The organism is Streptomyces griseoaurantiacus, assembly GCF_036189845.1.
Taxonomy (GTDB): Bacteria; Actinomycetota; Actinomycetes; order Streptomycetales; family Streptomycetaceae; genus Streptomyces; species Streptomyces griseoaurantiacus.
Genome location: NZ_CP108326.1, coordinates 1,978,540 through 2,004,697, shown reverse-complemented (window position 1 = coordinate 2,004,697; position 26,158 = coordinate 1,978,540). Strand labels below are relative to the sequence as shown.

Genomic DNA, 26,158 nt, shown 5'->3' with positions numbered 1-26,158 from the left:
ACGTGCCCGACCGCCCGTCCCGCCACCACCGGGAACGGCGGCGTGACCAGCAAGGATGGGGAAGCGGAAGATGGACAAGCAGCAGGAGTTCGTGCTCCGGACCTTGGAGGAGCGCGACATCCGGTTCGTACGCCTGTGGTTCACGGACGTGCTGGGCTTCCTCAAGTCCGTCGCCGTGGCCCCGGCCGAGCTCGAACAGGCCTTTGACGAGGGCATCGGCTTCGACGGCTCGGCGATCGAGGGCTTCGCCCGGGTCTACGAGTCCGACATGATCGCCAAGCCGGACCCGTCCACGTTCCAGATCCTCCCCTGGCGCGCGGAGGCCCCCGGCACGGCCCGGATGTTCTGCGACATCCTGATGCCCGACGGCTCCCCGTCCTTCGCCGACCCGCGCTTCGTCCTCAAGCGGGCCCTGAACCGCGCCTCCGACCTGGGCTTCACCTTCTACACCCACCCGGAGATCGAGTTCTACCTGCTCAAGCACAAGCCGGTGGACGGCACCCGGCCCACCCCCGCCGACAACTCCGGGTACTTCGACCACACCCCGCAGGCCATCGGCATGGACTTCCGCCGCCAGGCGATCACCATGCTGGAGTCGATGGGCATCTCGGTCGAGTTCTCCCACCACGAGGGCGCCCCCGGCCAGCAGGAGATCGACCTGCGCTACGCCGACGCGCTCTCCACGGCCGACAACATCATGACCTTCCGCCTGGTCATGAAGCAGGTCGCGCTGGAGCAGGGGCTCCAGGCCACCTTCATGCCGAAGCCGTTCTCGGAGTACCCCGGCTCGGGCATGCACTCCCACCTCTCCCTCTTCGAGGGCGACCGGAACGCGTTCTACGAGTCCGGCGCGGAGTACCAGCTCTCCAAGGTGGGCCGCTCCTTCATCGCGGGCCTGCTGCGGCACGCGGCGGAGATCTCGGCCGTCTCCAACCAGTGGGTCAACTCCTACAAGCGCATCTGGGGCGGCGCCGCCCGCACGGCCGGCGCCGGCGGCGAGGCCCCCTCGTACATCTGCTGGGGCCACAACAACCGCTCCGCCCTGGTCCGCGTCCCCATGTACAAGCCCGGCAAGACGGGCTCGGCCCGCGTCGAGATCCGCTCCCTGGACTCCGGCGCCAACCCCTACCTCTCCTACGCCGTCCTGCTGGCCGCCGGCCTCAAGGGCATCGAGGAGGGCTACGAGCTCCCGGCCGGCGCCGAGGACGACGTCTGGGCCCTCACCGACGGCGAACGCCGCGCCCTCGGCATCGAACCGCTCCCGCAGAACCTCGGTGAGGCGCTCGACCTGATGGAGCGCAGCGACCTCGTCGCCGAGACCCTCGGCGAGCACGTCTTCGACTTCTTCCTGCGCAACAAGAAGCAGGAGTGGGAGGAGTACCGCAGCGAGGTCACGGCGTTCGAGCTGCGGAAGAGCCTGCCGGTGCTGTAGCCGCCGGTCGGGGCGGTCGGAACACGACGACGGGCCGGGTACGGGGATCACCCCGTACCCGGCCCGTCGCCGTGATGATCGCCGGGGCCGTCCACGGGCCGTCCCCGCCATGCGCCCCAGGCCGCCATCGCCTTCGACAGCAGCGGCGGGGACAGTGTCGAGGCGGCGGAACGCCGGCTCTGGTTCGCCGAGTGCGACGTGCCCCCGCGGACGGCCCGGGACCGCCGGGGCCGGGCGGGGCGCTTTCGTCGAGGGGTGAAAGGCCCTGGTGGGCGACGGCGTGGGTGATCTACGGTGTGGCGATGCAGCCTGCTTCGGCGCCGCGGACACCGGCGAACGCACCGCGGCCCGGCCGCCGCTGGTACGTGGCGGCAGCCGTGCTCCCCGTCGTGACGACCGCGCTGGGCGTGGTCCTCGGTGTGCACGCACTCAGGGACGCCGTCGACGCGGTGGACACGGGGCACCGGTTCGCCGGGGGCGACACCGTCACCCTGCGGCTCGATCCGGCGCACGGGAAGTCGATCTGGATCAGGGACCGGGGGCCGTCGTCCCGCCAGTCCTGCGACATCAGCGGTCCGGGCGAGTCCGCCCTCACCGATCCCGGGATCGACGTGTTCCTCACCCGCAAGGAGACCTGGAACCCGCTCTTCGGGATCGACGTGTCGCAGGCGGGTGAATACCGCGTCACCTGCTCCTCGCGCGGAGGGCCGTCCCAGTACGCCCTGGGCGAGGCCGGGGGGCTCCTCACGCTCGGCGGGCGGCTGTTCCCGGCCCTGCTCCTCCCGGTGGTCGGCCTGTTCGCCGGCCTCGTCCTCGCCCTGGTCACCGGCCTCCGCCGCAGGGGGCATCGCCGGCGACTGTCCGCCGCACGCCCGGGCTCCGGGGCGGGCCGTCCCGCGGAGCCGGTCGTGGCCCCCGGCGGCGGTTCCGGCCGGCCGTGAACCGCCGGGCCGGGAAACGGCCTCGGTGACTCCCGGTCCTCAGTTCCGGTCGCCGCCGAAGCGGGCCAGGTCCTCGGGGGAGGGGGCCTCCAGGAGGGACTCGGCGCCGCCGTCGAGCATGCGGGCCGTCTCCGTGGAGCGGGGGAGCATCGTCTTCTCGTAGTCGCGCACCGCGTCGTCGACCGTGGCGCAGCGGGAGAGGGCGAGGGCCAGCTCACAGGCGTCGAGCATGGCGAGGTTGACGCCGACGCCGAGCGGCGGCATGAGGTGCGCGGCGTCCCCGAGGAGGGCCACGGTGGGGGAGTGCTCCCAGGTGTGCGGCACGGGGAGGGCGAGGATCGGGCGGTCGACGTAGGGGCCGTCGTTGTCGGTGATCAACCGCAGCAGCTCCGGAGACCAGCCGTCGTAGTCGCGCAGCAGGTGGGCGCGGATGCCCTCGGTGTCCTCCGGGCGCAGCCCGGCGCGGGCGAGCCAGTCCGCGGGGGTCCTGCGGATGAGGTAGACCCGCATGTGGCCGCCGCTGTTGCGCTGGGCGAAGAGGCAGCGCTCGCCGTCGGCGGCGTGCGCGTTGCCCTTGCCGACCAGCTCGGACAGTTCGGGGTGCCGGGTGTCCAGGTCGTCGAACCAGGCTTCGAGGAAGTGGACGCCGGTGTGGACGGGGGCAGCGGGGGAGACCGCGGCGCGGACCCGGGAGAAGGCGCCGTCCGCGCCGATCACGAGGTCCGTCTCGACGGACGTGCCGTCGGCGAACGTCAGGGTGCGCGGGCCCTCGGCCGGTCCGCCGACCGCGGTGAGCGCCTGGCCCCACCGGACCGTGCCGGGGGTGAGCGAGCGGAGCAGGAGGCCGGTGAGCTGGCCGCGGTCGATCTCGGGGGCGGCGGTCTCGCCCTCGGCGGGCACGTGGTGGCCCAGCAGCCGCCCCGAGGAGTCGAGTTGGCGCATCTCCTGGCTCTCGGGCCGGGCCAGGGCGAAGAACTCCTCCAGCAGGCCGGCCTCGCGCAGGGCGATCTGGCCGTCGTCCTCGTGCAGGTCGAGGGAGCCGCCCTGGTTGCGGGAGTCCGCCTCCGGGGCGCGGTCGTACACGGTCACGTCGAGGCCGTGCCGCTGCAGGATGCGGGCGCAGGTCAGGCCGCCGGGGCCCGCTCCGACGACGCTGATCCGGGCGCGGGCAGGGGTGGGTGAGGTCATGGCGGGGCTCCAGGGGTCGTCACGGTGGCCTCGGCGCCCTCGGCGCCGGCCGGTGCCACCACCAAAGCAGAAGTGAGTACGAAAGTGCAACCAGTTCAGTTTCTGCTTTGGTTCAGTCTGGGTTACGGTGAGGGCATGCCGGACACCTCCCCACCCCCCGGACCCTCCGAGGCACGGCCCCCCGTCGGCCGCCGTGAACGCAAGAAGGCCGCGACACGGCGGGCCATCGCCGACGCGGCCCTCGCACTCTTCCTGGAGCACGGCTTCGAGCGCGTGAGCGTCCGCGACGTCGCCGAGCGGGCGGACGTGTCGACGACGACCCTCTTCGCGCACTTCCCCAGCAAGGAATCGCTGGTCTTCGACCGCGAGGAGGACATCGACGCCCGGCTGCGCGACTGCGTCCGGGACCGGCCCGAGGGGCAGAGCGTGATGGAGGCGCTGCGCGCGCACGCCCTGCGCTCCTGGATCCCGGTCGCGACGGACCCGCTCGGCGAGCGGTACCTCGCCCTGGTCGACGGCACGCCGGCGCTGCGGGAGTACGGCGAACGCATGTGGATGCGCCATGCGAAGACCCTCGGCGGAGCCCTCGCCCGGGAACTGGGCCGCGAGCCCGACGACCTCGCGTGCGCGGCCCTCGCCCGCTTCGTCCTGGAGGTCCCCGCTCTCACGCGCGGCCGCGAGGACCCCGGGGCGAGCGTGGAGAAGGTCTTCGACCTGCTGCTGCACGGCTGGGAGTCGGAGGAGGCCCCGGGCTGACCCCGCGCCATCCCGGGCGGCCCTTCGCGGGATCGATCCTCGGGCACGGTGCCGTCCGCCCGGAGGCGGGAACCGCAACCCGCCTCCCCGCTCCCGCGTCCTACACGAGGGACGGCCGCCGAACACCCGGGAGAGCACGTGACGAAGAAGGACCGGTCGAAGGAGACACCGGAGGACAAGGACCGCGAGAGGTGGCTCGCGCGGTTCCAGCTGCGGCTGGTCACACAGCCGGGCGTGGACCGGGAGGTCGTCCTGCGGGCCGTCAAGGAGGTCACGGCGCACTGCGCGGAGACGGGGGAGAGCCCGCGCGCCGCCTTCGGCGACCCGGACGACCACGCCGTGAAGGCGGCCGCGCGGCTGGTGCCGCCGGAGCGGGCGGAGCGGGACCGGCGGCAGAACGGGGTGCTGAAGAGGCTCAAGTCCATGGGCCGCAGGGCCGGGGAGATCGCCGACATCTGAGCGGACACGGCGAGCGTGCGGGCCAGGCGTCGCCGGACGGGCGGGACTTCCGCGACACGCCCCGGGGGCGGCGCGGTCCGGGAGACGGACCGCGCCGCCCCTCGCCGCGCGCACCCGTACCGCAGGCCGCCCCGAGCACCGGGGGATCACGCGGAGCCGCCCCGGGCCTGTGCGGATAGGCTCACCTCCGGACGAACCCGATCACGCGACCGGAGGCCGGAATGACGATGCCGGGGCGCAGGAGCAGTACCTACACGCGACTGCTGCGGCACGGGTTCACCGATCCGTCCGCCTCCGAGCGCCTGCTCGACGCCCCCGAACTCGCCGCCGTCCGCGCCGACCCCGTCCTCCTGGAGGCCCTCGGCGCCACCGCCGACCCCGACTCCGCCCTGCTCGGACTCGTCCGCCTGCTGGAGGCCCAGCCCGGCGAGACCGCGCGGCACGAACTGCTGGACACCCTGATAGCGGCCAAGCCGCTGCGCGACCGGCTGCTCGGAGTCCTCGGCGCCTCCACCGCCCTCGCCGACCACCTCGCCCGGCATCCCGGCGACTGGCAGGCCCTGGTCACCTACGAACCGCGGGACCTGCACCCCGGGGTCCCCGAGTTCGCGCGCGCCCTCGCCGAGGCCGACGACCCCGTCGCCCTGCGCGTCGCCTACCGCCGCTGCCTGCTCTCGCTCGCCGCGCGCGACGTGTGCGGCACCACCGACCTCGCCCAGACCGCCGCCGAACTCGCCGACCTCGCCACCGCCACCCTGCGCGCCGCCCTCGCCCTCGCAGAGGCCGCCGCGCCCGAGGACGCCGCCCTGTGCCGGCTCGCCGTCATCGCGATGGGAAAGTGCGGCGGCCACGAGCTGAACTACGTCTCCGACGTCGACGTCATCTTCGTCGCCGAACCGGCCGGCCCCGCCGAGGGCACCGAGGAGACCCGGGCACTGCAGGCCGCCACCCGGCTCGCCTCGCACCTGATGCGGATCTGCTCCGAGACCACCGTCGAGGGCAGCATCTGGCCCGTCGACGCCAACCTCCGCCCCGAGGGCCGCAACGGCCCCCTCGTCCGCACCCTGAGCAGCCACCTCGCCTACTACCAGCGGTGGGCCAAGACCTGGGAGTTCCAGGCACTGCTCAAGGCCCGCCCGGTCGCCGGCGACGCCGAACTCGGCGCGGCCTACCTGGACGCCGTCTCGCCGCTGGTCTGGGAGGCCGCCGAGCGCGAGAACTTCGTCGCCGACGTGCAGAAGATGCGCCGCCGGGTGATCGACAACATCCCCGCCGCCGAGCTCGAACGCGAACTCAAACTCGCCCCCGGCGGACTGCGGGACGTCGAGTTCGCCGTGCAGCTCCTCCAGCTCGTGCACGGCCGCTCCGACATGAGCCTGCGCAGCCGCACCACCCTCGACGCGCTGGCCGCCCTCGCCGCGGGCGGTTACGTCGGCCGCACCGACGCCGAGCAGCTCGACGCCGCCTACCGCTTCCTGCGCACCATGGAGCACCGCATCCAGCTCCACCGGCTGCGCCGCACCCACCTCGTCCCCGAGGACGAGGCCGACCTGCGGCGCCTGGGCCGCTCGCTCGGTCTGCGTACCGACCCCGTCGCCGCCCTCACCCGCGAGTGGAAGCGGCACGCCGGCGTCGTACGGCGGCTGCACGAGAAGCTGTTCTACCGGCCGCTGCTCGACGCCGTCGCCCAGCTCGCCCCCGGCGAGGCCCGGCTTAGCCCCGGCGCCGCCCGCGAACGCCTCGTCGCCCTCGGCTACGCCGACCCCGCCGCCGCCCTGCGCCACCTGGAGGCGCTCGCCTCCGGCGTCAGCCGCAAGGCCGCCATCCAGCGCACTCTGCTGCCCGTGCTCCTCGGCTGGTTCGCCGACTCCGCCGACCCCGACGCCGGACTGCTCAACTTCCGCAAGGTCTCCGACGCGCTCGGCCAGACCCCCTGGTACCTGCGGCTGCTGCGCGACGAGGGCGCCGCCGCGGAGAACCTCGCCCGCGTCCTGTCCGCCGGGCGCATGACCCCCGACCTGCTGATGCGGGCCCCGGAGGCGGTCGCGCTGCTCGGCGACGGGGGCGGACGAAGGCACGGCGTCGGGCTCGCCCCGCGCTCCCGCGAGCGGCTCGAACAGGAGATCATCGCCGCCGTGGGGCGCGCCGAGAACGCCGAACAGGCGGTCACCGCCGCCCGCGGGGTCCGCCGCCGCGAGCTGTTCCGCACCGCCGCCGCCGACATCGTCGGCTCCTACGGCACCGAGGAGACGCCCGTCGAGGCCGACCAGGGCGCACTGGTCGACCTCGTCGGCGGGGCGATCTCCGACATCACCGCCGCCACCCTCGCCGGGACCCTGCGGGCCGTGGTCCGCGAACACTGGGGCGACACCCTGCCCACCCGGTTCGCCATCATCGGCATGGGCCGCTTCGGCGGCCACGAACTCGGCTACGGCTCCGACGCCGACGTCCTCTTCGTGCACGAGCCGCGCGAGGGCGTCGACGAGACGGAGGCGGGACGGGCCGCCAACGCCGTCGTCACCGAGATGCGGCGGCTGCTGCAGTTCCCGAGCACCGACCCGCCGCTGCTCATCGACGCGGATCTGCGCCCCGAGGGCAAGTCCGGACCGCTGGTGCGCACGCTGACCTCGTACGCCGCCTACTACCGCCGGTGGTCGCTGGGCTGGGAGGCGCAGGCGCTGCTGCGGGCCGAGCCGGTGGCGGGGGACACCGGGCTGGGAGCGCGGTTCGTGGAGCTGATCGACCCGCTGCGCTACCCGCGGGGCGGCCTGGGGGAGGACGCGATCCGGGAGATCCGGCGGCTCAAGGCGCGGATGGAGGTGGAGCGGCTCCCCCGGGGCGCCGATCCGACCCTGCACACCAAGCTGGGCCGGGGCGGGCTGTCCGACGTGGAGTGGACGGTGCAGCTCATGCAGATGCGGCACGGCCACGAGGTGCCCGAGCTGCGCACCACCCGGACGCGGGCCGGTCTCGAGGCGGCACGGGAGGCGGGGCTGCTGTCGGCGGAGGACGCGGCGACGCTGGACGAGGCATGGGTGCTGGCCACCCGCGTGCGCAACGCGGTCATGCTGGTGCGGGGCCGGGCCGGGGACACCTTCCCCTCCGACGCCCGGGAGCTGGCGGCGGTCGGCCGGTACCTGGGCTACGGCCCCGGCCACGTCGGCGACATGCTCGACGACTACCGCCGCACCACCCGCCTGGCCCGCGCGGTGGCGGAGAGCCTCTTCTACGACGCGTGAACCCCGAGGGTCAGGGGCCAAGGGCCGGGGGCCGGGGGCCGAGGGCTAGGGGCGCGGGGGGCTGCGCACATGGCTCTCCTCGGTCCCGGCCGCCGTGACCGGGGCCGCCGCCTCCTGGGCCGCCGTGACCGGGGCCTCCGGGTCCGCGGGTGCCCCCGTGGGCGCGTCCCGCCCGGAGCGCACCGTGCGGGAGGAGGAGACCGCCGGCAGGCGCGGCAGCGCGTAGGGCCGCGCCCCGTACCAGACCGCCGCCACGCCGAAGCCCAGCGCCAGGCACAGCACGCCCCCCACCGCGTCCAGCCAGAAGTGGTTGGCCGTGGCGACGATGACCACCAGCGTCGCCGCCGGGTACAGCAGGCCCAGTATCCGCACCCACGGCAGTCTCGCCAGGGCGAAGATCGTCAGCCCGCACCACAGCGCCCAGCCGATGTGCATCGAGGGCATGGCCGCGTACTGGTTGGACATGTCCTTCAGGTCCCCCGAGGCCATCGACCCCCACGTCCGGTGCACCACCACCGTGTCGACGAAGCCGCCCCCCGGCATCAGGCGCGGCGGGGCGAGGGGGAACAGGTAGTAGCCCAGCAGCGCCACCCCCGTCGTCGCGAACAGGGCCGTTCTCGCGGCCCCGTAGCGGCCCGGATGGCTCTTGTACAGCCAGGCCAGGACGCCCACCGTCACGAGGAAGTGCAGCGTGGCGTAGTAGTAGTTCATGCCGACGATCAGCCACGTCACCGAGTTGACCGTGTGGTTGACCGAGTCCTCGACGGCGATTCCCAGGTGCCGCTCCAGCCCCCACACCCAGTCCGTGTTCCGCAGCGCCTCCCCGCGACGCTCCGGCACCGCGTTGCGGATCAGGGAGTAGGTCCAGTAGCTCACCGCTGTCAGCAGCACCTCGAACCACAGACGAGGCGCACGCGGGGCCCGAGGCCGGCGCGGGAAGCCCTGCTCCGCGCGGCCTTCCTGCAGGGACGCGGTCGTCTCACCCATGGGCACAGAGTCTGTCAGAGGAGGTCCTCCCTCGGATCCTCCTCCGGGTGGGCCCGTCCCGCACGTTCACGGGTGGAGAGCCGGGGTGCTTCTCCACCCCGGGGAGGACTCAGCACCCGAATGGACTACGCCCGGTTGCGGTCCCCGGGTGCGGACGCCGTGGACCCGCGCACCACCAGCTCCGGCATGAACACGAACTCGCTGTGCGGGGCCGGCGTGCCGCCGATCTCCTCGAGCAGCGTGCGCACCGCCGCCTGGCCCATCGCGGGGACCGGCTTGCGGACCGTCGTCAGCGGCGGGTCGGTGAAGGCGATGAGCGGGGAGTCGTCGAAGCCGACCACCGACACGTCCGTCGGGACCCGCAGCCCCCGCTGCCGGGCCGCCCGTATCGCGCCCAGGGCCATCATGTCGCTCGCGCACACGACCGCCGTGCAGTTCCGGTCGATCAGCGCGCTGGTCGCCGCCTGGCCGCCCTCCAGCGTGTAGAGGGAGTGCTGGACCAGCTCCTTCTCGATCACGTCCGGGGCCAGACCGAGCAGCTCCTGCACCGTCCGGACGAAGCCCTCGATCTTGCGCTGCACCGGCACGAACCGCTTGGGCCCGAGGGCCAGTCCGATCCGCGTGTGGCCGAGGGAGACCAGGTGGGTCACGGCCAGCGCCGTGGCCGCCCGGTCGTCGGGGGAGATGAAGGGCGCCTGCACCTTCGGGGAGAAGCCGTCCACCAGGACGAAGGGCACGCCCTGGGCGCGCAGCCGCTCGTAGCGCTGCATGTCGGCGGTGGTGTCGGCGTGCAGTCCTGAGACGTAGATGATGCCGGCGACCCCGCGGTCCACCAGCATCTCCGTCAGCTCGTCCTCCGTGGAGCCGCCGGGGGTCTGCGTGGCGAGCACCGGGGTGTAGCCCTGCCGGGTCAGCGCCTGGCCGATGACCTGCGCGAGCGCCGGGAAGATGGGGTTCTCCAGCTCGGGGGTGATCAGCCCCACCAGGCCCTCGCTGCGCTGCCGCAGCCGGACCGGACGCTCGTAGCCGAGCACGTCGAGGGCGGCGAGGACGGACTGGCGGGTGGTCGCGGCGACGCCCGGCTTCCCGTTGAGGACCCGGCTGACGGTCGCCTCGCTGACTCCCGCCTGCGCTGCGATGTCGGAAAGCCGTGTGGTCACGGGATGCGACTGTACCGGCCCCCTCGCCCCTCGCGCACCGGGCGCACGCCGGGTGCGGGCGGGCGTCCGGCCCGCGGCGGGCTGTTGCGTCATCGCGCTCCCTCGTGAGTTCTGGGTAGGTGTCCGCGTGGGTGAGTGAGTGGGCCGGGGTCACCCCGCCGGGTGACACGCTTTCAGCGGCCTTCAGGGGACGCCTGCAAGGGATGATCCCCCGTCCCACCCCTTCGCGGCAAGGGCTTGCAGAGTCTTGCACAATGCGCCACCACCCGGTTTCCGCCCCGCTCCGCCCGTGGTGGCGCTCTATCGCACGGCTGCCGGGCACACATCACGGACGGGTAACTGTCATCAGTTCTTGCACTTTTTTGCTGCAAGGTCTTTCGCATCGCTTACATCGCTGTTACGTTCACGTCGCCCGGCGGCCCTCACCGCATTCGGCCAGGCCACTTCCGGCCACGGACCCGGAGGCGGGGACACCCCCGTCGGCGCGGCCGGCACCGGCAAGTCGGCGACGGGGACGGCGGACGGGACCGTCTCCCCGGCCCACACGGGCACTCACCCTCAAGGAGAACTCATGCGGCGTGGCATAGCGGCCACCGCGCTGGTGGCGTCCCTCGCCCTCGCGGCGACGGCCTGCGGCGGAAGCGACAGCGACAGCGGCAAGGCCGACGGTCCGGTCACCCTGACCTGGTGGGACACCTCCAACGCCACCAACGAGGCACCGACGTACAAGGCCCTCGTCGAGGAGTTCGAGGCGGCCAACAAGAACATCAAGGTCAAGTACGTCAACGTCCCCTTCGACCAGGCGCAGAACAAGTTCGACACCGCCGCCGGTTCCAAGGGCGCCCCCGACGTCCTGCGCTCCGAGGTCGGCTGGACCCCCGCCTTCGCCAAGAAGAGCTACCTCCTGCCGCTGGACGGCACCGAGGCCCTCGCCGACAGGTCCGAGTTCCGGTCCAGCCTGATCAAGCAGGCCCAGTACGAGGGCAAGACCTACGGTGTCCCGCTGGTCACCGACACCCTCGCGCTCGTCTACAACAAGGCCCTGTTCAAGAAGGCCGGCATCACCAAGGCCCCCACCACCTGGGACGAGCTGCGGGCCGACGCGGCCAAGGTCAAGGACAAGGCCGGCGTCGACGGCTACTGGGGCTCCACCGCCGGCTACTACGGCCAGCCCTTCCTCTACGGCGAGGGCACCGACACCGTCGACGCCGACGCCAAGAAGATCACCGTCAACTCCGCCGCGGCCAAGAAGGGCTACGGCACCTGGCTCGGCCTGTTCTCCGGCAAGGGCCTGCACAAGGCCGACACCACCGCCGACGCCTACGCCCACATCCAGGACGCGTTCGTCAGCGGCAAGGTCGCCGCGATCATCCAGGGCCCCTGGGAGATCACCAACTTCTACAAGGGCAGCGCCTTCAAGGACAAGGAGAACCTGGGCATCGCCACCGTCCCGGCCGGCTCCACCGGCAAGGCGGGCGCCCCGACCGGCGGCCACAACCTCTCCGTCTACGCCGGCTCCGACAAGGCACATCAGTCGGCCGCGCTGAAGTTCGTGAAGTTCATGACCTCGGCGAAGTCCCAGGAGACCATCGCCCTGAAGAACTCCACGCTGCCCACCCGCGAGGACGCCTACACCGACAAGGTCAAGGCCGACCCCGGCATCGCCGGCTACCAGCAGGTGCTGTCCGCCGCCCAGCCGCGCCCCGCGCTGCCGGAGTACAGCTCCCTGTGGACGCCGCTCGACACCGAACTGCCCAAGATCGCCGGCGGCAAGGAATCCCTGGACAAGGGGCTGAGCAACACCGAACTCGCCTTCACCAAGCTGGTTCCCGACTTCGCCGAGTGAGTCCCGCCGGCCGCCGGGCCCCGCACACCGCGTGAGGGACCCGGCGGCCGCGGGCCCGCCCGGCCCCCTCGCCCCGGCCCGGCGGCCGCCGGGCCGCCCGGCTCCGTCGTCGTACCGCCGAACTTCCAGAAGGTGTCGAACCCATGACAGTCGCCATCGACCGCGCGACCGGCAAGCGCCACGGTGACCGCGCGCCCCGGCCCGGCCGCACCGGGCGCCTGCGGCGGGCGTACCAGAAGCACTGGTACGCCTACGCGATGATCGCCCCCGTGGCGGTCGTGCTCGGCGTGCTCGTGCTGTACCCGCTGGTGTACGGCCTCTACCTCACCCTCACCGACGCCAACAGCCTCAACACCGCGCGCACGATCGGCGTCAACCACATCGACGCCACCTACAAGTTCGTCGGCCTCGACAACTACCGGGACATCCTGTTCGGCCCGACCGCCTACGACCGCTTCTGGTCGCACTTCCTGTGGACGGTCGTCTGGACGGCCGTGTGCGTCGCCCTGCACTACGGCATCGGCCTCGGCCTCGCGCTGCTGCTCAACCAGAGGCTGCGCGGCCGCACCTTCTACCGGCTCGTCCTGGTGCTGCCCTGGGCCGTGCCCACCTTCGTCACCGTGTTCGGCTGGCGCTTCATGCTCGCCGACGGCGGCATCATCAACGCCGCCCTCGACGCCGTGCACCTGCCCACCCCGCTGTGGCTGGAGGACACCTTCTGGCAGCGGTTCGCCGCCATCATGGTCAACACCTGGTGCGGCGTGCCCTTCATGATGCTCTCGCTGCTCGGCGGACTGCAGTCCATCGACACCACCCTGTACGAGGCCGCCGAGATGGACGGCGCGAGCGCCTGGCAGCGGTTCCGGTACGTCACCCTGCCCGGGCTGCGGTCGGTCAGCTCCACGGTCGTCCTGCTCGGCATCATCTGGACCTTCAACCAGTTCGCGATCATCTTCCTGCTGTTCGGCAACACCGCGCCGGACGCGCAGATCCTCGTCACCTGGGCCTACCGGCTGGGCTTCGGACAGCAGCCGCGCGACTTCGCGCAGTCCGCCTCCTACGGCATGCTGCTGCTGGCCATCCTCGTCGTCTTCACCTCCTTCTACCGCCGCTGGCTGAACCGCAACGAGCAGCAGCTCGCGATCTGAGGCAGGAGCTCCCATGAGTACGACCACCGCCGAGACCTCCGCCCCGGTAGCGGGCCGGGCCGCCGCCGAGACCCCCCGCCGCCGGGTCCGCCGGCGCGGCGAACGCGGGCCGCTGGCGAGCCTCGCCTCCCACGGCGTCCTGATCACCGCGAGCCTCGTCGCGTTCTTCCCCGTCGCCTGGCTGATCTTCCTCTCGCTCGGCCCCGGCAAGGACGACTACCTGCACCCGGGCCGCATCTGGCACACGATGACGCTGGACAACTACACGTTCGTCCTGCAGCACACGGGCTTCTTCGACTGGCTGAGGAGCACGCTCGTCGTGGTGCTCGGCACCACCGTCATCGGAGTGGTCATCGCCGCCACCACCGGCTACGCGGTGTCCCGCATGCGCTTCCCCGGCTACAAGAAGTTCATGTGGCTGCTGCTCCTGACCCAGATGTTCCCGATCGCCGTGCTCATCGTGCCGATGTACCAGATCATGTCGGACCTGGGCCTCATCGACACCTACCTCGGGCTCATCCTGATCTACAGCACCACGACCGTCCCGTACTGCGCCTGGCTGCTCAAGGGCTACTTCGACACGATCCCCTTCGAGATCGACGAGGCCGGCCGCGTGGACGGGCTCAACCCCTTCGGCACCTTCCTGCGGCTGATCCTGCCGCTGGCCAGGCCCGGGCTCGCGGTCGCCGCGTTCTACTCCTTCCTCACCGCCTTCGGCGAGGTCGCCTTCGCCTCCACGTTCATGCTGAGCGACGACAAGTACACCTTCGCCGTCGGCCTGCAGAGCTTCGTCAGCGAGCACGACGCGCAGCGCAACCTCATGGCCGCCACCGCGGTGCTGATCGCGATACCCGTCTCGGCCTTCTTCTACCTGGTCCAGAAGAACCTGGTCACCGGGCTCACGGCGGGCGGCACCAAGGGCTGACGCCCTCCCGGCGAGGACGAGGGGTGCCCGGCCCATCCGCCGCCGGGCACCCTTTCCCGCGCCACGCCCGCCCCGCACCTCGAACTCCACGACGCACCAAGGACGCCATGACCCAGCAGCACTCCGCCGAAACCGCCCAGGCCGCGCGCCCGGCCCCCCTCGCCCCGGCCACCGTCCCCGAGGCCGTCACCAGCGCCGCCGCCGAGCGCCCCGACTGGTGGCGGGACGCGGTGATCTACCAGGTGTACCCGCGCAGCTTCGCCGACAGCGACGGCGACGGCATGGGCGACCTGGAGGGCATCCGCACCCGGCTGCCGTACCTGCGCGACCTCGGCGTGGACGCCGTGTGGCTCAGCCCGTTCTACGCCTCCCCGCAGGCCGACGCCGGCTACGACGTGGCCGACTACCGCGCAGTCGACCCGATGTTCGGCAACCTCCTCGACGCCGACGCGCTGATCCGCGACGCCCACGAACTGGGCCTGCGGGTCATCGTCGACATCGTCCCCAACCACTCCTCCGACCAGCACGAGTGGTTCAAGCGGGCGCTCGCCGAGGGCCCCGGCTCCGCGCTGCGCGAGCGCTACCACTTCCGCCCCGGCAAGGGGAAGCACGGCGAACTCCCGCCCAACGACTGGGAGTCCATCTTCGGCGGACCCGCCTGGACCCGGGTCACCGAACCCGACGGCCGCCCCGGCGAGTGGTACCTGCACCTGTTCGCGCCCGAGCAGCCCGACTTCGACTGGGACCACCCGGCGGTCGCCGACGAGTTCCGCTCGATCCTCCGCTTCTGGCTCGACATGGGCGTCGACGGCTTCCGCATCGACGTCGCCCACGGCCTGGTCAAGGCGCCGGGGCTGCCCGACCTCGGCAGCCACGACCAGGTGAAACTGCTGGGCAACGACGTCATGCCCTTCTTCGACCAGGAGGGCGTGCACGCCATCTACCGACAGTGGCGCACCGTCCTCGACGAGTACGCGGGCCACCGCATCTTCGTCGCCGAGGCGTGGACCCCCACCATCGAGCGCACCGCCCACTACGTGCGCCCCGACGAGCTGCACCAGGCGTTCAACTTCCAGTACCTGAGCACCCACTGGGACGCCGCCGAGCTGCGCGAGGTCATCGACCGCACGCTGGACGCCATGCGCCCCGTCGGCGCCCCCGCCACCTGGGTGCTCTCCAACCACGACGTCACCCGGCACACCACCCGCTTCGGCAACCCGCCCGGCCTCGGCACCCAGCTCCGCCTCCCCGGCGACCGCGCGCTGGGCCTGCGCCGCGCCCGTGCCGCCACCCTGCTGATGCTGGCGCTCCCCGGCTCCGCCTACGTCTACCAGGGCGAGGAACTGGGCCTGCCCGACGTCACCGACCTGCCCGACGAGGTCCGCCAGGACCCGGCCTACTTCCGCGGCGCCGGCCAGGACGGCTTCCGCGACGGCTGCCGGGTCCCCATCCCGTGGACCCGCACGGGCTCGTCCTACGGCTTCGGCGAGGGCGGAAGCTGGCTCCCGCAGCCCTCCGACTGGGCCGAGCTGAGCGTGGAGGCCCAGACCGGCGCCCCCGGCTCCACCCTGGAGCTCTACCGCACCGCCCTCGCCGTACGCCGCGCCCGGCCGGACCTCGGCGCCGGCGACGCGGTGGAGTGGCTCGACGCCCCCGAGGGCGTCCTCGCCTTCCGCCGCGGCGACTTCGTGTGCGTGGCCAACACGACGGGCAAGCCGGTGAAGGTCCCGGCGTACGGCCGCGTCCTGCTGGCCACCGGCGAGGTGAGCGTCACCGGCGAGCAGGCCGAGGTACCGGCCGACACGACGGTGTGGTGGACCCGGGCCTGACCCCCGCCCACCCACCGCCCCCGGCGCCCGGCCCCCGCTTCGGCGGGCGCCGGGCGCCGGGCCCGCGTGGAGCAGTGGGGGGGCGGGTGAACGGTCAGCGGCCCGCGACGAGTTCCACCGAGGCCGTCGCGCCGGCGAGGTGACCGGAGGCCAGGGCGGCCGCCACCGAGGGCGGGGTCGAGGCCGCCGCGTCGCCGGCGGCGTACAGGCGCGGGACCCCGGTCCGGCCCATGGGGTCCACGGTGATCGCCTCGACGCTGAGCATCTCGTCCGGCTCGGTCAGGGAGGCCCCGAGGTCGCGGGCCAGCGGGGAGCGCTGGTGCAGGACCGTCTTGACCAGCAGTGCGTCCAGGGGCAGTTCCCCACCGTCGGCGAAGGTCAGGGACCGCAGTGCGGTGCCCGGTCCGTCGAGGGCGGCGAGCGGCCGCTCGTCCACCGCGACGCCGCCGGCCGCCAGCCGTTCGTGCTCCTGGGCGGACAACTCCCGCCCATGGGTGAGGAGGGTGACCCGCTCGCTCCAGGCGCGCAGGTTCAGCGCCCCGTGCACGCCCACGGCACCGCTCGCCAGGACGCCCAGGGTGCGGCCGCGGACCTCCCAGCCGCGGCAGAACGGGCAGTGGAAGACCGTCCGGCCCCAGCGCTCGTCCATGCCGGGCACCCGGGGGTACCGGTAGTCCGTGCCGGGCGCCAGGACCACGCTCCGGGCCCGCTCGCGGCGGCCGTCCCCGAGGTCCAGCGTGAAACTCCCGTCCGCCTCGCGCACGCCGGAGACCACCTCCCCCCGGCACAGCTCGACGGAGGGGTAGGACGCCAGCTCCGCGCGCCCCCTGGCGTAGAACTCCGCGGGCGGGCGCCCGTCCTGCCCGAGGAGCCCGCCGATGCCCGGGGCCGCGAGGTCGCTCTGCCTCCCCGCGTCGACGACGAGGGTGCCGCGCCGGGCCCGCCCCAGGGTGAGCGCGGCGCTCAGCCCGGCCGCCCCCGCGCCGATCACGACACAGTCCCTCGTGGTGTTGTCACGTGCGTTCATGCCCTCCACCGAACCAGCGGCCGGGGCGCGCGCACATGTCCTGCCGTGCGCGGGGGATACGCGTGTGTGCCCCGGCCTAGACTCGAAAGGGTGGACGTCATCAGCCAGGCCCTCGCGGGTCTTCGCGTCGGACGGGGCACCGTCCGCCGCTTCCGGCGGTCCGGGCCCTGGGGCCTGCGGTACGCCGGCCTGACCGGCAGCGGCTTCCATGTGATCCTGCGCGGCGGCGCCTGGCTCGTCACCGAGGACGCGCCCCCCGTCGCGCTGCGCCCCGGCGACGTCGTCCTCATCACCGCCGGGGCGGACCACGGACTCGGTCACGCGCCCTGCGAGCTGCGTGAACTCCCTCCGGTGGTGCTGGGATCGGACCCGCCGGACGAGGCCGCCGCCCCCGCCGACTGCGAGTTCCTGTGCGGCGCCTACCGACTCGACCGGGGGCAGGTGCACCCGTACCTGGCGGCCCTGCCGGACCCGCTCGTCCTCACCCCCGACCCCGCACGCTTCCCGGCGGTGGCTTCGGTCGTCGCTCTGCTCGACGAGACGTCACCGGACCAGGCGGGCGCGGACGCGACCCGGGCGGCACTCCTCGACCTGATGCTGACGCAGGTGCTGCGCCAGTGGCTGGAGGACATGGGGGAGGAGGACCGCCGGGGGTGGCATCCCGCCCTCGACCCGGCGATCGCCGCCGCGCTGCGCGCGATGCACGAGCGGCCCGGGGAGCAGTGGACCGTCTCCCGGCTCGGCGCGACGGCGGGCATGTCCCGCACGGCGTTCACCCGGCGCTTCACGGCGGCGGTCGGCACACCGCCCATGACCTATCTGAGGGAGTGGCGGCTGGGCTGCGCGGCCCGGCTGCTGCGGGAGAGCGACGCCTCCCTGGCCGCGACGGCCCGGCGCACCGGCTACGCGACGGAGTACGCCTTCGCCACCGCCTTCCGCCGCCGCTACGGCCTCTCACCGGGGCGTTTCCGGCAGGCGGAACGGGCCGGGGGGACACGGCCGGCGTGATGCCGGGGGGCCTGAGAGGTCCCCCGGCGTCCGCTACTTCCAGGTGTCCGCGACCGTGTAGCCGCTCGACGAGCCCGTCGTGAACGCGCGGTTCGTGCCGGACTCCCACGTCACGTTCCCCGACGTGTCCTTCTTCAGGTACTTGTACGTGAACGCCGTGCTCCTGGGGACGATGACCAGCTTGCTCCAGGCCGGGTAGGAGGCGGACGACAGAGGGATCGCGTCCGCCGGGTTCCAGTTGCCGAGGGAGGGGAGCGAGCCGACGACGTAGACGTTCGTGCCCGGGCTCGTCGTCGCGGTCACCCTGAACGTCACGTCCGTGGCGTCCGCGCTCGCCACGTTCCAGGAGTTGTCCAGGGTCAGCGCCGAACTCCCGGCCGATGCGGAGCGGTTGGCGTTCGACTCCCAGGTGACGTTCCCCGAGGCGTCCTTCTTGAGGTACTTGTACGTGAAGGACGTGTGCGCGGGGACCGCGGCCCGTGCCGACCAGACCGGGTAGCCGGACGAGGACAGCTTCACCGCCTTCGACGGGTCCCAGGCGCCCAGCGCGTCCGTCGAGCCGGTGACGTAGACGTTCGTGCCGCTCGTCGTGGAGGCGTACTCATTGAACGTCGCCGTGACCGTCGTTCCCGAGCTGCCGCCGCCCCCGTCGTCCCCGCCTCCCTCGCAGCTCGTCGTCGGGCAGGTGTACGAGCCGTCGTAGAACGCGACGGCCCCCTTCGCCGGGATCGTCAGCGAGGCGCTGCCGCCGGAGACCGTGACCTTCGTCGAGCCGCCGCTCACGACGTCGGTGTAGGTGCCGTCGGCCATGCCGGTGGTGAACGTGTGACTCGCCGATGAGGAGCCGTTGTTGAGGGCGAAGAAGCCCTTCCCGGAGCGGCCGAAGCCGATGACGTCCGAGGACTTGCTCTGCCAGTTCGAGACGGCGGCCGTGTCCGTGGCGTTGTGCCAGGCGACCATGCCGAGGACGGCCGGATCGCGGTCCAGGCAGTACCAGGAGCCGCCCGAGCAGTCGGTGTCGGTGACGAAGCCGCCCGAGTTCGGCGGGGCCTCGTCGGAGACGTTCCACTTCCAGCTCGCGTAGACCGTCGGCGTCGCGCCCTTCCACGCCAGCTGGAACAGGTTGGCCAGCCGGTAGGTGTCGCCGTCCTTGTAGGACAGGTGCAGGCCGTTGCGCTCGGTGTCGTGGTTGGTGACGAAGGCGACGGCGTTCGCGGCGGGCAGGATGCCGCCGGAGCCGAGGGAGGACAGGTCGGAGACGTTGCCCTGGAACGCCGACTTCAGCCTGCTCGCATAGGTGAAGTCCAGGACGTCACCGGAGGCGTAGTAGTCCGCCGGCTGCGGGGTCGTGCCGGGGTAGACCTCCTGGAAGACGTACGGGGCGGCGCCCGAGGACGTGCCGTTCAGCTTCGCCTCGATCGCGGCCAGGTCGGCCTTTGCGATGTGCTTGGCCGCGTCCACGCGGAAGCCGTCCACCCCGGCCGCGAGCAGCTTGTTCAGATAGCCCGCGATCTTCGTGCGGACCGCGTCCTCGCCGGTCTTCAGGTCGGGCAGGCCGAGCAGTTCGCAGTTCTGCACCTCCGCCAAGTTGTTCCAGTCGTCGATCGTTCCGTCCTCGTCGTCGCAGTAGCCGTCGCCGGCGTGGTGGTAGTCGCCGGGGTCGAAGTCGGGGGTGTCGTACTTGCTGGTGATCGTCGTGCCGTTGTAGCCGGTGCCGGTCTGCGCGGCGGTGTGGTTGACGACCGCGTCCACGTACACCTTCACGCCCGCCGTGTGACAGGTGGACACCATCGAGGAGAACGCGGCCGCCGTCCCGAAGCGGCTGTTCAGGTTGTAGGAATAGGGCTGGTAGACGTCCCACCAGTAGGAGTCCGGCTGTTTCAGGGACTCGGCGGGCGGGGCCACCTGCACCGCGCCGTAACCCGCCGGGCCGAGGACGTCCGTGCACTCCTTGGCGATCGACTTCCAGTTCCACTCCCAGAGGTTGGCGATCACGTCCTTCTTCGCGGTGGTGTCCGCCTGCGCGGGCGCGGCCGGGAGAGCGACGGCGCCCGCCAGGGCGAGCGCGCCGGCGGCAGCGGCGGTGGACAGGCGTCGTATCAGCCCGCCGGGGGGTCGGTGTGGGGTCGTCATGTGCGGCTCCGTCGAAGGGGGAGGGCGGCTCCTGCGGTGGGGAGCCGCGGAGTCCGCCTTTTCAACGCGAGCCGAGCGTGCGGGAGTTGAGAGGGTCACGTCAAGGCTGTGGTTGAAAATTCTTGCTACGAGTTTCAAGACTCTTGCTGCAACCCTTGCGGCGGCGGTACGGTCACGCCGCGCCCGGCAGCGTCGCCGCGCCGTGGCGGGGCCAAGGAACCGAGCCGCACCCGCGAGGAGTTCACCCTGTGAGACCGAGATGGCAGGCGCCGGCGACCCGGCGCCGCACCCCACGGGGCGGCCGTATCGCCGCCCTCACCGCGGCCGCGCTCGCCGCCGCGCTGCTCAGCCCGGTCGCCGCACGGGCCCAGACCCCGCCCCCGCCGCCCTCCGACGCCGAGCTCGCCGCCGAGCCCACGCGCCACGACGCGACCCGCGAGCAGTTCTACTTCGTCATGCCGGACCGTTTCGCCAACGGCGACACCGCCAACGACCGGGGTGGCCTGACCGGTTCCCGGCTCGCCACCGGCTACGACCCCACCGACAAGGGCTTCTACCAGGGCGGCGACCTCAAGGGCCTGACCGAGCGGCTCGACTACATCAAGGGCCTGGGCACCACCGCCCTCTGGCTGGCCCCGATCTTCGAGAACCGGCCCGTGCAGGGCACCGGCAAGGACGCCTCGGCCGGCTACCACGGGTACTGGATCACCGACTTCACCACGGTCGACCCGCACTTCGGCACCAACAAGGACCTCGGGACCCTCATCGACAAGGCCCACGCCAAGGGCATGAAGGTCTTCTTCGACGTCATCACCAACCACACCGCCGACGTCGTCGACCACGAGGGGAAGTCCTACGACTACCTCTCCAAGGGAGCCTTCCCGTACCTCACCAAGGACGGCGAGCCCTTCGACGACGCCGACTACGCGAACGGGAAGAAGAAGTTCCCCGCCGTCGACGCCGGTTCCTTCCCGCGCACCCCCACCGTCGCCCCCGCCGACCGGCACGCCAAGGTCCCCGCCTGGCTCAACGACCCGTCGATGTACCACAACCGCGGTGACTCCACCTACGCCGGCGAGTCCGCCACCTACGGCGACTTCTCCGGCCTCGACGACCTGTGGACCGAGCGCCCCGAGGTCGTCAGCGGCATGGAGAGGATCTACGAACGCTGGGTGCGCGACTTCGACGTCGACGGCTTCCGCATCGACACCGTCAAGCACGTGAACATGGAGTTCTGGACGCAGTGGGCCACCGCCCTCGACGCGTACGCGGCCCGCCACGGCCGCAAGGACTTCTTCATGTTCGGCGAGGTCTACTCCGCCGACACCTCCGTCACCGCCCCCTACGTCACCGAGGGCCGCCTCGACGCCACCCTCGACTTCCCCTTCCAGGACGCGGCCCGCGCCTACGCCTCCCAGGGCGGCAGCGCACGGAAGCTCGCCCAGGTCTTCGCCGAGGACCACAAGTACACGACCGACAAGGCCAACGCCTACGAGCAGGTCACCTTCCTCGGCAACCACGACATGGGGCGCATCGGGTACTTCCTGAACCAGGACGACCCCAAGGCCACCGACGCCCAACTCCTCGCCAAGGACCGGCTCGCCAACGAGCTGATGTTCCTCAGCCGCGGCAACCCCGTCGTCTACTACGGCGACGAGCAGGGTTTCACCGGCAGCGGCGGCGACAAGGACGCCCGCCAGACCATGTTCGCCTCGAAGGTCGCCGACTACCTCGACGACGACGAGATCGGCACCACCCGCACCCACGCGCGCGACGCCTACGACACCAAGGCACCGCTGTACGAGCAGATCGCGGCCCTCTCCAGGCTCCGCAGGGCCGAGCCCGCCCTCACCGACGGCGTCCAGACCGAGCGGTACGCGGCCGACGGGGCCGGTGTCTACGCCTTCACCCGCACGGACGCGCGCACGGGCCAGGAGTACGTCGTCGCCCTCAACAACACCGGGGAGGACAGGAAGGCCGCCTTCGCCACCGGGTCCGCCGGCATGACCTACCGGGGCATCTACGGCACCAGGGCGAGCACCACCTCCGATGCCGGCCGCAGGGTCACCGTCACCGTCCCGGCCGGCTCCGCGATCGTCCTCAAGGCGACCGCACCGCTCGGGAAACCCGCCACCAGGCCGGAGGTCACCCTCAAGGCCCCGGAGGCCGGAGCCACCGGCACCGTGGAACTCACCGCCGACGTCGACGGCGGACAGCTGAACCGCGTCGTCTTCGCCGCCCAGACCGGCACCGGGAAGTGGCGGGTCCTCGGGACCGCCGACCACGCCCCCTACAAGGTCACCCAGACCCTCGGCAGGGACGTGAAGCCCGGCACCGCCCTGCGCTACAAGGCGGTCGTCGTCGACTCCGCCGGCCGCACCGCGAGCGCCACCGCCTCCTCCACCTCCGGCACCCCGCCCGTCGAGGAGCCCCCCACCGCCTCCACCCGCGACTACGCGATCGTCCACTACAAGCGCGCCGACGGCGACTACGCCGACTGGAACCTGTACGCCTGGGGCGACCTGGCCGACGGCGAGGCGACCACCTGGCCCGCCGGGCACCCCTTCACCGGGCGCGACGCGTACGGGGCCTTCGCCTGGGTGAAGCTCAAGCCGGGCGCGTCGGACGTCGGCTTCCTCGTCGTCGACAAGGACGGCACCAAGGACGTCGCCGCCGACCGCTCCATCGACGTCACCAGGACGGGCGAGGTCTGGATCGAGCAGGGCGACCCGGAGGTCGTCACGCAGAAGCCCGACCACCCGGCGCAGGACACGAGCAAGGCCGTCCTGCACTACCACCGCGCCGACGGCGACTACGACGGCTGGGGGCTGCACGTCTGGACCGGCGCCGCGAACCCCACCGACTGGTCGACCCCCCTGAAGCCGGTGAAGACCGACAGCTATGGCGCTGTCTTCGAGGTGCCGCTCACCACGGGTGCCACCAGTCTCGGCTACATCCTCCACAACGGCGACGAGAAGGACCTCTCCGCCGACCAGTCGCTCGACCTCACCGCCGCCGACGGCCACGAGGTGTGGCTGGTGAGCGGCCAGGAGGAACACCTGTTGCCGCAGCCCGCGGGCGGCGCGGCCGCGCTCGACCTCAGCACGTCCAAGGCGGTCTGGATCGACCGGAACACCGTCGCCTGGAACGGGACGGACGGCGCCGCCTCCACCCAGCTCCTCTCCTCCCACGACGGCTCGATCGCCGTCCAGGACGGGGCCCTGACCAGTGACGACGAGCGCCGGCTGCGGCTGACGAAGACCACGTTCACCGACGCCCAGAAGGCGAGGTTCCCGCATCTGAGGGACTACACCGCCTGGTCCGTCGACCCGCGCGACCGCGACCGGGTGCGCAGCGCGCTGCGCGGGCAACTCGTCGCCACCCAGCGGGCCGCGAACGGCGCGGTCCTCGCGGCGACCGGCGTACAGACCGCCGGTGTCCTCGACGACCTCTACCCGGCCGCCACCGGGGCCGACCTCGGGCCCACGTTCCACCACGGCCGGCCCACCCTGGCCGTGTGGGCGCCCACCGCGCGGAGCGTCGCACTGGAGCTGGACGGCCGTACCGTGCGGATGCACCGCGACGACACCACCGGCGTCTGGTCCGTCACCGGGCCGGCGTCCTGGAAGAACAAGCCGTACCGGTACGTCGTGACGGTGTGGGCGCCCGGCGCCGGGAAGTCCGGACAGCTGGTGACCAACAAGGTCACCGACCCCTACTCCGTCGCCCTCACCACCGACTCCGCCCGCAGCCTCGTCGTCGACCTCGACGACGCGAAGCTCGCCCCCTCCGGCTGGACCTCGCTGAAGAAGCCGAAGGCGGTGCCGCTGCGGGACGCGCAGATCCAGGAGCTGCACGTCCGCGACTTCTCCGTCGCCGACCGGACCGTCCCGGCCGAGGACCGGGGCACCTACCTCGCCTTCACCGACAAGAGCGGCGCCGGCTCCAGGCACCTGCGTGCCCTCGCCGCGGCCGGCACCTCCTACGTGCACCTGCTGCCCGCCTTCGACCTCGCCACCGTCCCCGAGCGGAAGTCCGACCGGGCCGCACCCGGCTGCGACCTCGCCTCCTACCCGCCCGACTCCGACAAGCAGCAGGCCTGCGTGGCGAGGACCGCCGCGAAGGACGCCTTCAACTGGGGCTACGACCCGTACCACTACACGGTCCCCGAGGGCTCCTACGCCACCGACCCGGAGGGCACGGCCAGGACCGTCCAGTTCCGGCGGATGGTGCAGGCCCTCAACCAGGACGGGCTGCGGGTCGTCATGGACGTGGTCTACAACCACACCGCCGCCTCCGGACAGGCCGGCACCTCCGTCCTCGACCGGATCGTCCCCGGCTACTACCAGCGGCTGCTCGCCGACGGCTCGGTCGCGACCTCCACCTGCTGCGCGGGCACCGCACCCGAGAACGCCATGATGGGCAAGCTGGTCGTCGACTCGATCGTCACCTGGGCCAGGCAGTACAAGGTCGACGGGTTCCGCTTCGACCTCATGGGCCACCACCCGAAGGCCGACATCCTCGCCGTCCGCAAGGCCCTCGACGCGCTCACGCCCGAGAAGGACGGCGTCGACGGGAAGAAGATCGTCCTCTACGGGGAGGGCTGGAACTTCGGCGAGGTCGCCGACGACGCCCGGTTCGTCCAGGCCACGCAGAAGAACATGGCGGGCACCGGCGTCGCCACCTTCTCCGACCGCGCCCGGGACGCCGTCCGCGGCGGCGGTCCCTTCGACGAGGACCCCGGCGTGCAGGGCTTCGCCAGCGGCCTGTACACCGACCCCAACTCCTCCGCCGCGGGCGGCACCCGGGCCGAGCAGAAGGCCCGGCTGCTGCACTACCAGGATCTGCTCAAGGTCGGCCTCACCGGCGACCTGGCGGACTACCGCTTCACCGACAGCGGCGGCAAGGAGGTCACCGGCGCGCAGGTCGACTACAACGGCGCCCCCGCCGGCTACGCGAAGGCGCCCGGCGACGCACTCGCCTACGTCGACGCGCACGACAACGAGTCGCTGTTCGACGCGCTCACCTACAAGCTGCCGAAGGACACCTCCGCCTCCGAGCGGGCCCGCATGCAGGTCCTGGCGATGGCGACGGCCGCCCTCTCGCAGGGCCCGGCGCTCTCCCAGGCCGGCACCGACCGCCTGCGGTCCAAGTCGCTGGACCGCAACTCCTTCGACAGCGGCGACTGGTTCAACGCGATCCACTGGGACTGCGCCGAGGGCAACGGCTTCGGGCGGGGGCTGCCCCCGGCCGCCGACAACGAGTCCAAGTGGCCCTACGCCAAGCCGCTGCTGGCCTCCGTGAAGGTCGGCTGCGCCCAGATCGAGGGCGCCTCGGCGGCCTACCGGGACCTGCTGCGCATCCGCACGACGGAGAAGGACTTCTCCCTGTCCACGGCGGCCCGCGTGCAGGACCGGCTCTCCTTCCCGCTCTCGGGGGAGGGGGAGACGCCGGGCGTGCTCACCATGCGCCTCGGCGACCTGGTCGTGGTCTTCAACGCCACGCCGCAGCGGCAGGAGCAGACGGTGAGGGCGGCGGCCGGCACGCGGTACGCGCTGCACCCGGTGCAGGCGAAGGGCGCGGACGCGGTGGTGAAGGGCGCCTCCTACGACAGGGCGGCCGGCACCTTCACCGTCCCGGCCCGCACGGTCGCCGTGTTCACCCGCCGCTAGGGTGAGGGGCCCGCGCCCACGTGCGCGGGCCCCTGTCCCGCCCCACATCCGCCCAGGAGCCCCTCATGCCGCTCGTCACCGTCGACTACTCGGACCGACTGAAGGACAGCCTCGACCGGGAGGGCCTGGCCAAGGCGCTGAGGGCGGAACTCGTCGCGACGGCGGCCGCGCGGCCGGAGGCGTGCAAGACCCGGTACGTGCGCACCGAGAGCGCCGGGGGCGGGGAGCCGGCCGTGCTCCACGTCTCGATCGCGCTGCTGCCCGGCCGGACCGAGGAGACGAAGGCGAAGCTCACCGAGAACGTGCTGGACCTGCTGCGCACGCACCTGGGAAGCGGCGCGGAACCGCTGCACGCCTCCGCCGAGGTCCGTGAACTCGACGCCTCCTACCGGCAGTTCCAGATCTGAC

17 protein-coding genes are annotated in these 26,158 nt (G+C 72.5%); 12 read left to right on the top strand and 5 right to left on the bottom strand.

Annotated elements, in window-relative coordinates:
• The first annotated feature begins 70 nt into the window (after positions 1-70).
• Together glnA and OHB09_RS08995 are read left to right on the top strand one after the other, a co-directional pair.
• Entirely contained in the window at positions 71-1,432 is a 1,362-nt protein-coding gene (gene glnA, locus OHB09_RS09000) for a type I glutamate--ammonia ligase (protein ID WP_030379691.1), read from the top strand.
• Between the two features lie 302 nt (positions 1,433-1,734).
• The gene (locus tag OHB09_RS08995; RefSeq protein WP_328919038.1) at positions 1,735-2,373 is read left to right on the top strand and encodes a hypothetical protein; all 639 of its coding nucleotides are present in this window, start codon (positions 1,735-1,737) and stop codon (positions 2,371-2,373) included.
• A gap of 39 nt (positions 2,374-2,412) precedes the next feature.
• Here the strand turns inward: OHB09_RS08995 and OHB09_RS08990 are convergent, their stop codons facing one another.
• On the bottom strand, positions 2,413-3,561 hold the full coding sequence (locus OHB09_RS08990) for an FAD-dependent oxidoreductase (protein WP_006137832.1): 1,149 nt from the start codon (positions 3,559-3,561) through the stop codon (positions 2,413-2,415).
• Positions 3,562-3,696: 135 nt separating this feature from the next.
• Here OHB09_RS08990 and OHB09_RS08985 point away from each other — a divergent pair, with 135 nt between their 5' ends.
• The 3 genes from OHB09_RS08985 (at position 3,697) to OHB09_RS08975 (ending at position 8,015) form a co-directional block, all read left to right on the top strand.
• Positions 3,697-4,317, top strand: a complete 621-nt coding sequence (locus tag OHB09_RS08985) for a TetR/AcrR family transcriptional regulator (protein ID WP_040893574.1) — start codon at positions 3,697-3,699, stop codon at positions 4,315-4,317.
• A 138-nt stretch (positions 4,318-4,455) separates the two neighbouring features.
• Positions 4,456-4,776, top strand: coding sequence for a hypothetical protein (locus OHB09_RS08980; protein WP_006137834.1), 321 nt, complete (start codon positions 4,456-4,458; stop codon positions 4,774-4,776).
• A 221-nt stretch (positions 4,777-4,997) separates the two neighbouring features.
• Positions 4,998-8,015 (top strand): bifunctional [glutamine synthetase] adenylyltransferase/[glutamine synthetase]-adenylyl-L-tyrosine phosphorylase, encoded by a 3,018-nt coding sequence (locus OHB09_RS08975; RefSeq protein ID WP_093589818.1) that lies wholly within the window; start codon positions 4,998-5,000, stop codon positions 8,013-8,015.
• 45 nt (positions 8,016-8,060) lie between these two features.
• Here the strand turns inward: OHB09_RS08975 and OHB09_RS08970 are convergent, their stop codons facing one another.
• Entirely contained in the window at positions 8,061-9,002 is a 942-nt protein-coding gene (locus OHB09_RS08970) for a phosphatase PAP2 family protein (protein ID WP_191852925.1), read from the bottom strand.
• A 125-nt stretch (positions 9,003-9,127) separates the two neighbouring features.
• Positions 9,128-10,162, bottom strand: coding sequence for a LacI family DNA-binding transcriptional regulator (locus OHB09_RS08965; RefSeq protein ID WP_328921812.1), 1,035 nt, complete (start codon positions 10,160-10,162; stop codon positions 9,128-9,130).
• A 571-nt stretch (positions 10,163-10,733) separates the two neighbouring features.
• Here OHB09_RS08965 and OHB09_RS08960 point away from each other — a divergent pair.
• The 4 genes from OHB09_RS08960 (at position 10,734) to OHB09_RS08945 (ending at position 15,910) form a co-directional block, all read left to right on the top strand.
• Complete coding sequence (locus tag OHB09_RS08960) at positions 10,734-12,008, top strand: extracellular solute-binding protein (protein WP_191852924.1); 1,275 nt, start codon at positions 10,734-10,736, stop codon at positions 12,006-12,008.
• Positions 12,009-12,151: 143 nt separating this feature from the next.
• Positions 12,152-13,156, top strand: a complete 1,005-nt coding sequence (locus OHB09_RS08955) for a carbohydrate ABC transporter permease (RefSeq protein WP_167793731.1) — start codon at positions 12,152-12,154, stop codon at positions 13,154-13,156.
• Between the two features lie 13 nt (positions 13,157-13,169).
• A complete protein-coding gene (locus OHB09_RS08950; protein WP_191891139.1) occupies positions 13,170-14,081 on the top strand; it encodes a sugar ABC transporter permease in 912 nt (303 codons plus the stop codon).
• A gap of 107 nt (positions 14,082-14,188) precedes the next feature.
• Positions 14,189-15,910 (top strand): glycoside hydrolase family 13 protein, encoded by a 1,722-nt coding sequence (locus tag OHB09_RS08945; protein ID WP_328921811.1) that lies wholly within the window; start codon positions 14,189-14,191, stop codon positions 15,908-15,910.
• Positions 15,911-16,004: 94 nt separating this feature from the next.
• On the opposite strand, the gene OHB09_RS08940 is transcribed toward OHB09_RS08945, so the two are convergent.
• The gene (locus OHB09_RS08940) at positions 16,005-16,937 is read right to left on the bottom strand and encodes an NAD(P)/FAD-dependent oxidoreductase (protein ID WP_328729488.1); all 933 of its coding nucleotides are present in this window, start codon (positions 16,935-16,937) and stop codon (positions 16,005-16,007) included.
• A gap of 90 nt (positions 16,938-17,027) precedes the next feature.
• On the opposite strand from OHB09_RS08940, the gene OHB09_RS08935 reads away from it, so the two are divergent.
• Complete coding sequence (locus OHB09_RS08935) at positions 17,028-17,945, top strand: AraC family transcriptional regulator (RefSeq protein WP_006137849.1); 918 nt, start codon at positions 17,028-17,030, stop codon at positions 17,943-17,945.
• Between the two features lie 33 nt (positions 17,946-17,978).
• Here OHB09_RS08935 and OHB09_RS08930 read toward each other — a convergent pair whose 3' ends face one another.
• Entirely contained in the window at positions 17,979-20,078 is a 2,100-nt protein-coding gene (locus OHB09_RS08930; RefSeq protein ID WP_328921810.1) for a carbohydrate-binding module family 20 domain-containing protein, read from the bottom strand.
• 248 nt (positions 20,079-20,326) lie between these two features.
• On the opposite strand from OHB09_RS08930, the gene pulA reads away from it, so the two are divergent.
• On the top strand, positions 20,327-25,750 hold the full coding sequence (gene pulA, locus OHB09_RS08925; RefSeq protein ID WP_328921809.1) for a pullulanase-type alpha-1,6-glucosidase: 5,424 nt from the start codon (positions 20,327-20,329) through the stop codon (positions 25,748-25,750).
• Between the two features lie 65 nt (positions 25,751-25,815).
• Positions 25,816-26,157 (top strand): 5-carboxymethyl-2-hydroxymuconate Delta-isomerase, encoded by a 342-nt coding sequence (locus tag OHB09_RS08920; RefSeq protein ID WP_006137855.1) that lies wholly within the window; start codon positions 25,816-25,818, stop codon positions 26,155-26,157.
• Position 26,158 lies beyond the last annotated feature (1 nt).

What these genes read in the sequence shown, in the direction of transcription:
- glnA (WP_030379691.1), top strand. Translation starts at nt 71, where the DNA reads ATGGACAAGCAGCAGGAGTTCGTGCTCCGGACCTTGGAGGAGCGCGAC.
- OHB09_RS08995 (WP_328919038.1), top strand. Translation starts at nt 1,735, where the DNA reads ATGCAGCCTGCTTCGGCGCCGCGGACACCGGCGAACGCACCGCGGCCC.
- OHB09_RS08990 (WP_006137832.1), bottom strand. Translation starts at nt 3,561, where the DNA reads ATGACCTCACCCACCCCTGCCCGCGCCCGGATCAGCGTCGTCGGAGCG.
- OHB09_RS08985 (WP_040893574.1), top strand. Translation starts at nt 3,697, where the DNA reads ATGCCGGACACCTCCCCACCCCCCGGACCCTCCGAGGCACGGCCCCCC.
- OHB09_RS08975 (WP_093589818.1), top strand. Translation starts at nt 4,998, where the DNA reads ATGACGATGCCGGGGCGCAGGAGCAGTACCTACACGCGACTGCTGCGG.
- OHB09_RS08970 (WP_191852925.1), bottom strand. Translation starts at nt 9,002, where the DNA reads ATGGGTGAGACGACCGCGTCCCTGCAGGAAGGCCGCGCGGAGCAGGGC.
- OHB09_RS08960 (WP_191852924.1), top strand. Translation starts at nt 10,734, where the DNA reads ATGCGGCGTGGCATAGCGGCCACCGCGCTGGTGGCGTCCCTCGCCCTC.
- OHB09_RS08955 (WP_167793731.1), top strand. Translation starts at nt 12,152, where the DNA reads ATGACAGTCGCCATCGACCGCGCGACCGGCAAGCGCCACGGTGACCGC.
- OHB09_RS08950 (WP_191891139.1), top strand. Translation starts at nt 13,170, where the DNA reads ATGAGTACGACCACCGCCGAGACCTCCGCCCCGGTAGCGGGCCGGGCC.
- OHB09_RS08945 (WP_328921811.1), top strand. Translation starts at nt 14,189, where the DNA reads ATGACCCAGCAGCACTCCGCCGAAACCGCCCAGGCCGCGCGCCCGGCC.
- OHB09_RS08940 (WP_328729488.1), bottom strand. Translation starts at nt 16,937, where the DNA reads ATGAACGCACGTGACAACACCACGAGGGACTGTGTCGTGATCGGCGCG.
- OHB09_RS08930 (WP_328921810.1), bottom strand. Translation starts at nt 20,078, where the DNA reads ATGACGACCCCACACCGACCCCCCGGCGGGCTGATACGACGCCTGTCC.
- OHB09_RS08920 (WP_006137855.1), top strand. Translation starts at nt 25,816, where the DNA reads ATGCCGCTCGTCACCGTCGACTACTCGGACCGACTGAAGGACAGCCTC.